General features: G+C 58.0%; 8 protein-coding genes and 2 pseudogenes. 1 reads left to right on the top strand and 9 read right to left on the bottom strand.

The window, feature by feature from the left end:
• Positions 1 to 23: 23 nt before the first annotated feature.
• From AB4Y36_RS38845 to AB4Y36_RS38815, 7 genes and pseudogenes are all read right to left on the bottom strand, one after another.
• Positions 24 to 575 carry a hypothetical protein gene (locus AB4Y36_RS38845; RefSeq protein ID WP_368685763.1) on the bottom strand — a complete coding sequence of 184 codons (552 nt, stop codon included), beginning with the start codon at positions 573 to 575 and terminating at the stop codon, positions 24 to 26.
• Positions 512 to 952, bottom strand: coding sequence for an ATP-binding protein (locus tag AB4Y36_RS38840; RefSeq protein WP_368685761.1), 441 nt, complete (start codon positions 950 to 952; stop codon positions 512 to 514). The genes AB4Y36_RS38845 and AB4Y36_RS38840 overlap by 64 nt, the downstream gene beginning before the upstream one ends.
• The gene (locus AB4Y36_RS38835) at positions 882 to 1,043 is read right to left on the bottom strand and encodes a hypothetical protein (RefSeq protein WP_368661897.1); all 162 of its coding nucleotides are present in this window, start codon (positions 1,041 to 1,043) and stop codon (positions 882 to 884) included. The genes AB4Y36_RS38840 and AB4Y36_RS38835 overlap by 71 nt, the downstream gene beginning before the upstream one ends.
• 180 nt (positions 1,044 to 1,223) lie before the next feature.
• Positions 1,224 to 1,493: pseudogene (locus tag AB4Y36_RS38830) on the bottom strand (IS21 family transposase); the annotation flags it as partial.
• 130 nt (positions 1,494 to 1,623) lie between these two features.
• Positions 1,624 to 2,718 carry a cysteine protease StiP domain-containing protein gene (locus AB4Y36_RS38825; protein WP_368661893.1) on the bottom strand — a complete coding sequence of 365 codons (1,095 nt, stop codon included), beginning with the start codon at positions 2,716 to 2,718 and terminating at the stop codon, positions 1,624 to 1,626.
• Complete coding sequence (locus AB4Y36_RS38820; RefSeq protein ID WP_368661892.1) at positions 2,711 to 3,469, bottom strand: trehalose phosphatase; 759 nt, start codon at positions 3,467 to 3,469, stop codon at positions 2,711 to 2,713. Before AB4Y36_RS38820 ends, AB4Y36_RS38825 begins: the two co-directional genes overlap by 8 nt.
• Entirely contained in the window at positions 3,459 to 4,586 is a 1,128-nt protein-coding gene (locus AB4Y36_RS38815; protein ID WP_069269012.1) for a phosphoribosyltransferase domain-containing protein, read from the bottom strand. The genes AB4Y36_RS38820 and AB4Y36_RS38815 overlap by 11 nt, the downstream gene beginning before the upstream one ends.
• A 121-nt stretch (positions 4,587 to 4,707) precedes the next feature.
• Between AB4Y36_RS38815 and AB4Y36_RS38810 the strand changes: the two genes are divergently transcribed.
• Positions 4,708 to 4,959 carry a hypothetical protein gene (locus AB4Y36_RS38810; RefSeq protein ID WP_368661899.1) on the top strand — a complete coding sequence of 84 codons (252 nt, stop codon included), beginning with the start codon at positions 4,708 to 4,710 and terminating at the stop codon, positions 4,957 to 4,959.
• Here the strand turns inward: AB4Y36_RS38810 and AB4Y36_RS38805 are convergent.
• Positions 4,917 to 5,116, bottom strand: a pseudogene (locus tag AB4Y36_RS38805) (DDE-type integrase/transposase/recombinase); the annotation flags it as partial. The gene AB4Y36_RS38810 and the pseudogene AB4Y36_RS38805 sit on opposite strands and share 43 nt — an antisense overlap.
• 405 nt (positions 5,117 to 5,521) lie before the next feature.
• The gene (locus AB4Y36_RS38800; protein ID WP_368661891.1) at positions 5,522 to 6,457 is read right to left on the bottom strand and encodes a hypothetical protein; all 936 of its coding nucleotides are present in this window, start codon (positions 6,455 to 6,457) and stop codon (positions 5,522 to 5,524) included.
• Positions 6,458 to 6,467 lie beyond the last annotated feature (10 nt).

The following is a 6,467-nucleotide window of genomic DNA, read 5'->3' as shown; positions in this document are numbered from 1 at the left end:
CGACAATCATCCAGCGACAATCATCAGGAAGGAGCGACAACCATGACCGAATAACCACCGACAATCACCCCGGTCGACCGGCCAAAATGATTGTCGGTAAACCGGCCATCCTGCTTGACGCTATCTACAAGGCGGCGCTTCGAACAGGCGCTCGACAGGACGCCGGTAACCGTCCTCAGGTGGTGCTCGACTGTATCAGGAGCGAGTCCGCGCAGATCAATGAGATGGGATCGGTATTGCGAAATGAGCGAGTCGAACTGGCTCGGTTTAGCCACCGGAACGAAGAGACCTCGATCGCATAAAAAGCGTTCTGCCGCTCGCTGCGTGGCGAGGTATAAGGTGTCGTGCGACCACGGTGCGAACCAGCGGGACAGCGCAGTCGAAGTAATCGGTAGGCTGGTGCCAGCCGCTACATGGTTATAGACAAGAACCTCACGGAAACGGCGTACGTGGTGCCGTGCGCAAATGCGCGTATAGCCGGGCTCGACGACCCACGCCGAAAATTTGCGGACTAGCGGTCCTTGCGGGCCGGCAGCATAAAGCGGCCAATCGCGGGGAAAGAGAAATTCCAGCATGTGAATCTCCCATTCAAGTGAACGGAGGAATCACAATAGCTCGTTCCAGTTATGTGTAGTTCCGCCGCCTCAAAATCCCATCGGCCGAGGGTCCAGGCAGTTGACTCTACATAACGAGGTCCTGCACATAGGTCGAGGATGATCAAATCGGAGCGATCGAGCTTGGCCAGCGCGGAAGGTAACTGCAGGCTTTGGCGCGCGGCCTGCAGCTTCTGAACGAGCTCGCTGGTACGCGTGAACATCACGCGGTAGCCGACGTCGATCAATGCGTGACCGATAGCCGATCCCACGTGGCTTTTTCCGATCCTAGGGGGGGCGAACAAGAGAACCGTGGCGCCTTTCCAGCCATGACTCTCCGGTGGCCAGCGCTGTAACATGCACTTTTGAGAACATCGGCACGGCGCCGAAGTCGAAGGCGGCGAGCGTCTTGGTCGGGTCCAGATGCGACTCGGTACGGTGCCGCTCGATGCGTCGCTTAGCGCGTTCGGCCAGCTCGTGCTCTAGCAGTGCGCCGAGCAGGCGTGCGGCCGGCTAGGCTTCCTTATCCGAGCGCTCAGCAAACTCGGGCCACAACCTGCCGATCGTTGGCAAACGCACCTCGTTGAGCATCAGGGCCAGGCGGCCACCATCATGCGCGGGCGCGTTCACGCTGGCCACCTTTTCGAGCAGTTCGTGATAGACGGCAACGGGCGGCATCTGAACCTCGACATCGGGACATTGCGCCTCACGGGGTGCGTATCGGTCACGCAGCGCCTTGAGATCGGGAAGCTCGCCGGTTTCCAGCATCGCATCAAGCTGCCCGGCCAGTACGGCCTGCGCGCCATGCAGGCCCGCGAGCTCAAGCAGGCCGACCATCGTCTTACATGCGTCGCGTTGTGACAGGCGGGCATCGAGTTGCTCCCAGTTTCTGCGGTAAGCCGCGCGTCTTCCAGGCACACCACAGGTGAGCGCAATTCTGAGATCTTGGTGCCGAAATCCACGTCCAGGATGTCACCGCGGGTCGGCATGTACAGAGTCGCCCAGACGGCGAACGGAGAAATGGTGCCCATCAGATCGGACACCGTATGATTGTCGCGGCACGATACGGACCCAGGTCCGCGCCAGCTTCCTCTACGGCCACGCCCGCGCGGTCAGTGAGATGAATTAACAACTGCACGTCGCTGTCGTTGCGATCACGTACCAGAACGTGATCAGGCACACGACGCAGAACCGCTCGGGTTGCCTCAGCGATACCCGGCTTCACGCGATTCAAGTTGGAGATGTCAAAGCGAGTTGCCAGCGAGGACACCGCGTCATCAGCGGACGCTTGGAGTTCCAATCGCTGTTCGTTGGTCCATGGAGTTGCGGGATGAACCTCGCCCAGCGCCCCGCGTTCGGCCTCGATCTTATTGATGAACTCTCGGGTTACATCATGCTTAGGCAGGTGGTCGTATGTCACGCAACCATGAAGCCCGCCTTGAGTCGGCCAGATGGTGCGGGATACTAGGCCGGACACGGTCGCGCCGAGGATGCCAGACGGAATTACCCAGTCCTCTGCAGAGCCAGCTAGCCAAGCGCGGCCGCAGGGGTCTGCCAGAACAACGAGGCGAGGATCTTCTGGGAAGCGCTTGTCGTCGTCCAAGGTGCGCTTGAGCTCACCGGAGATTGCGCCTTTTCCGGTCCAACCATCCACGAAGACGATCTTTTCGGGACCGTGCAGCTGGATGACGGCTTCCAGAGCCACCGTGTCGATACCGCGATCGCGAATGATGCTGACGCCGTAGTGGTGAGCATCGCGGCCCATTTCGACGAGTGCCCGGCGCAGCAGGACGCCGAGGGGTACGCCTGCGCGAACAAATGAAACCAGGGCGATGCTCGGCCCGGTGTAAGCGGCACTCAATGCCAAGGCCAGGGACTGAACATTGGAAGCCATACGAGCGCCGTTCTGCGCCAGGACATGGGTGTGGAAACGCTTGTGCACGTCGGTAGGAGCCTGCTCCAAGCTTATCATCTCGGAGTAATGTTTCTGATTCGTCTGGATCAGAAGTTCCTTTTCGTCAACGTTAGTGACGCTCAGCGGCACGCGCTGCAAAAGGAAATGCACATCTTCAGGGGCGTAGCTGCCGCTGCCGACGGTGCTCAGTGTGGCGAGAAGATTAGTCATTGATGAGCCCCTTCACTACGGTCGCCAGTTGACTGTGCGCCGGCGTCGACCACATATGACAGTGGTCCATGAACCCCAGGTCGGAGATGCTGTCACCGAAGCCTAGGACTGGCCGCTCGCCGTGGATCTCACGGTCGCGACGCAACCATTCTTGAACGGCGAAGCGCTTTTCCAAACCCTCAGGCAGGAAGGCGAGGTTGTTGCCGTTAACATGGGTGTGCATGCATTCCAACATGCGTCGAGATTGAACTTCGGTCAGCAACTCGGTGAGCACCGAGTCGTTGGACTCGTTGTGCTTGGTCACGACGTAGTGGCGCAGACCTTTCTCTCCAACTACCCAACTGCGCACGGAGTAGCCCAGTTCTTTGCCGATTTGCAGGGTGGCTTCGCTCAGTGGCGACAGCCGGTCTTGAAAGGTCCGGAGCGACGCGGCCATCTGTCCGTGCCAGGTCTGGTCAGGCGATCCGTCAGGGCGGAGTATCACTCCACCGTGGGAGCAAATTGCGCCTTCGGTGAAAGGAAGCTTGACGCGGTTGTAGGCCTCCACGCTGCGTGCGGTAACCGGAACGACATCGGCTGAGGCCAGCAGCCAGTTGATGAAGAAGTTCTGGACCGGGTTCATGTACCCGTTGGGCTGCCCATGCACGTCCAGAGTGGCGATGATTCGTGGTGTGGCCTCCTCCATCTTGCCTGCGGTCTGGATCAGGGTGTCGTCGAGATCGACGAATATCAGCGGACGGTTACTGCTCATCGAAAATTATCTCCGCATTCAGGACATCAACCAGTTCTGCAGGGAGCGCTTGCGCCGGGGTTTCCGTGCAGATAAGAACTCGGTCGAACTGACCGGGCTTCACGTTGTAGAGGAAGTTCGGAATACCGAGGCCATAGTTGTCAGGAAACGACAGCACGTGCTCGATCGCGTGGCCCAGGGCCACAGGGGATCTCGTGGTGGAGCTGAAGTAGACGTCTGCCCCGGCTCGCTCCGCACGCTCCGCCAGCAGGAAGGGACGCCAGACGAACTCACCGGTACCAACTATGACTACGTTCTCGCCGGGCCGGATTTGAATGTCCGGTGCGAGCGTGTCCTCCACGCGGCGAACGCCCAAGCGCCCCCAGTCATTGCGGGGTGAGAGAGGCCATTCGCCTATAGAAACGGCACCGACGCCTGGCATATCCGGCAGGGGCGCGGACTGATCTTCGTGGAACTGATACGACCCGCTCAACAAGGATACGGCGGTGGTCGACTCTCCGATGGCCTTACTCACAGCACCCGCAGACCAGTCCGTCAGGACGCACGTGACCACTCGCTCGATCTTCTTCAGGCCGGCTTCGATTAGTGCGCGGTGCAGGTTGAGAAAGGTCTTGCCGGTAGAAGCCTCATCGTCCACCAGGACTAAGGATCGGGCCTGAAGCATCAAATCACGAACCTCGGGATCGACCGGCAGGTGGATTAAGTGGGTGCTGGCATGACTGTGCTCTTCCTCGAATCGAGCAAAGAGGTCGGTACCCAAAGGATGACGGGTACTGGTGAGGTACACGCTATCGGAACGCGTTGCACTATAAGCACGGTACACGCCGGCACCGAGGCCAACTGCGGTTTCGGCCACGCCGATTACCAGCACTGGGCCGGGCAGGTTCGCTGGGATCTCGCTGACGAGGCTCTCGAAACTGGCAGCCATGATCGATGGGCGCGCCGGTATGTAGCGTCCCAGAACTTTGGATACAAAGAGAAATGCCCGCTTTGGATTCCGGCGCTCCGCGAAACCGAACAGGTTAGCCGCAGGCAAGGTGGCGGCGTCGACTTTGACCTCGAGCAGTCCCCGCTTCAGTTTAGCGCGTAGGAACGTGGGTACTACATTGCTATCCATGAACTGCTTCCTAGTTTGATGCGAGGTCGTCGAGGACCTAACTGGCTGTTGAAAATTGCCCCGTTGTGACAACCGCGGCACTGTTTAAAATGATGGTATGCAATTCGTCGCTGAGTTGTAGATGGAGCGTCCGGATTGCACCACAGGCGAGTGCGCCAGCCAGCGCATTTTCGCGCGGTGGCGGCGCCTGGGCGACTCATTGCGCTGTCCTTGCGGCACCGCCGTCACTATTCCGGCCACTTGGCTCATGTTGCTAGCAGCATTGTCAGTTGAAGGATTTTTTCGCGATAATGGCAACGGTCATAGCAAAGCGCAATATCACGGGATTGCTTATTTCGCCAGCGAATACAGTTGCTCAACGGCAGATGATTGAGTGCCGCGAATGCATTTCATCTGCCAATGCATGACTTCAATGCCAACCATAAGATGCGTGCACAGCGAAAATCTTTGAATCCCAGCATAGGACGAGTGCGGCGCTTCATGGCACGGTAGTCCTGCTCTACAACATTGTTCAGGCATTTGTTCTGGCGGTCTGCTCGAGGTGGCGCAGACTCAGCCGATAGGCAACGTACCAGCGCAGGCATAGAAGGATTACGTCAAGTGGATAATGCAGGCGCTTGAGCACCTTCGCCACTGCGGGATTCAGGTTCTGCCTCATTGGTCAGATCGTCCGTCTTTGGGACTCGTATCCTCACCTCCGTGTGAGATGGACTTCCGGAAATGACTGATGCAATTTTCGCGCCGGACGGACGGTCATATTGACACAACACAATTCCGAACTGCCTGTTGCAAATGTCCAACATTTGTCGCGGATCGGACAATTTCGGAGATATTGCAACGCAATTAAACGGGATAAGGTAAGGTGACCAATGAACGCTTGATTGCATGGGTGCATTGTTGCTTAGTTTCGGTTCAGCACGGGGCTGCTCTCCTCATCATCCGCCAGGAAATCGCCGAATAGGCCGGGACCTGCGAGGTAAGCAACTCGCGAAGACCCTTCTCGACAGCTGATGGAGTCGATTGGTATTTGCTATCCAAATTATGGCGGTACCATAATGGACAAGACAACGAGCCATTCCTGACTGGCGTTGCGCACGCAACAGCCATGGTTCTGCGAAATCCCCTTGGACCTTGTTCGGCACCAACGTTTCTCTGGGGCGGCTAACCGCCAGGGCAGGCGTGAGTTCCATCACTGCGTCCTTGAACCCGATGGGTGTCTGGTGCGGTTCGCAACCAGCTTGAGAAAACGGGTGCGATATCCGGCCCTGCAGGCAAGGCGATAGCATAACGGAACCAAATTCGCAGGATTGCAATGACGATGAAAAACCGATCGTCATTGCTCGCAGCGGCAGGAAATCGTTCAGGTTGTATGGAATTGAGCGTTTTTTTCTACCTTTGTTTCTTACTCTTTGGGGCGGTGCGGCGGTCGGGTGTCGGTACCCCTCGAGGTACCGAAGCAGACGATCGACAGCTTCCTGCTCGCCCTCGATTGCAGCGCGTTCGTCATCAGTGAGAGGAGTTTCCTGCAACATCCGGATCATGCCCGTCTTCGAAGAGAGCAAGTCGGCTTGGGACGATTTCTTCGGAACGTAGAAGTCGCAACGCACACACGCCATGCGGTGTGGACATTGATCGAAGAACTCATATGAGTACAGCCCGTGACCAAGGTCATAGTACTTCCACGGCTGGTCCGTGTGCCGATCGTCGATCGCCTGCCGGTCAATGAGCACCTCCATCATTCGAAGGTTGCGCTGGAAGTACTGTGCTTCAGAATGAGCTCTGGCCAGCTTTGTGGGCGTGATTGCGACGTAATGCTGGGTCGTTGCTGGCGACCGATGACCAAGCCACGCTTGCAGTTCGAACAGGGACATTGGTTCCCGC

The sequence above is a fragment of the Paraburkholderia sp. BR10936 genome, assembly GCF_040965735.1.
Classification (GTDB): domain Bacteria; phylum Pseudomonadota; class Gammaproteobacteria; order Burkholderiales; family Burkholderiaceae; genus Paraburkholderia; species Paraburkholderia nodosa_A.
This window is presented reverse-complemented; position numbering and strand designations above follow the sequence as displayed.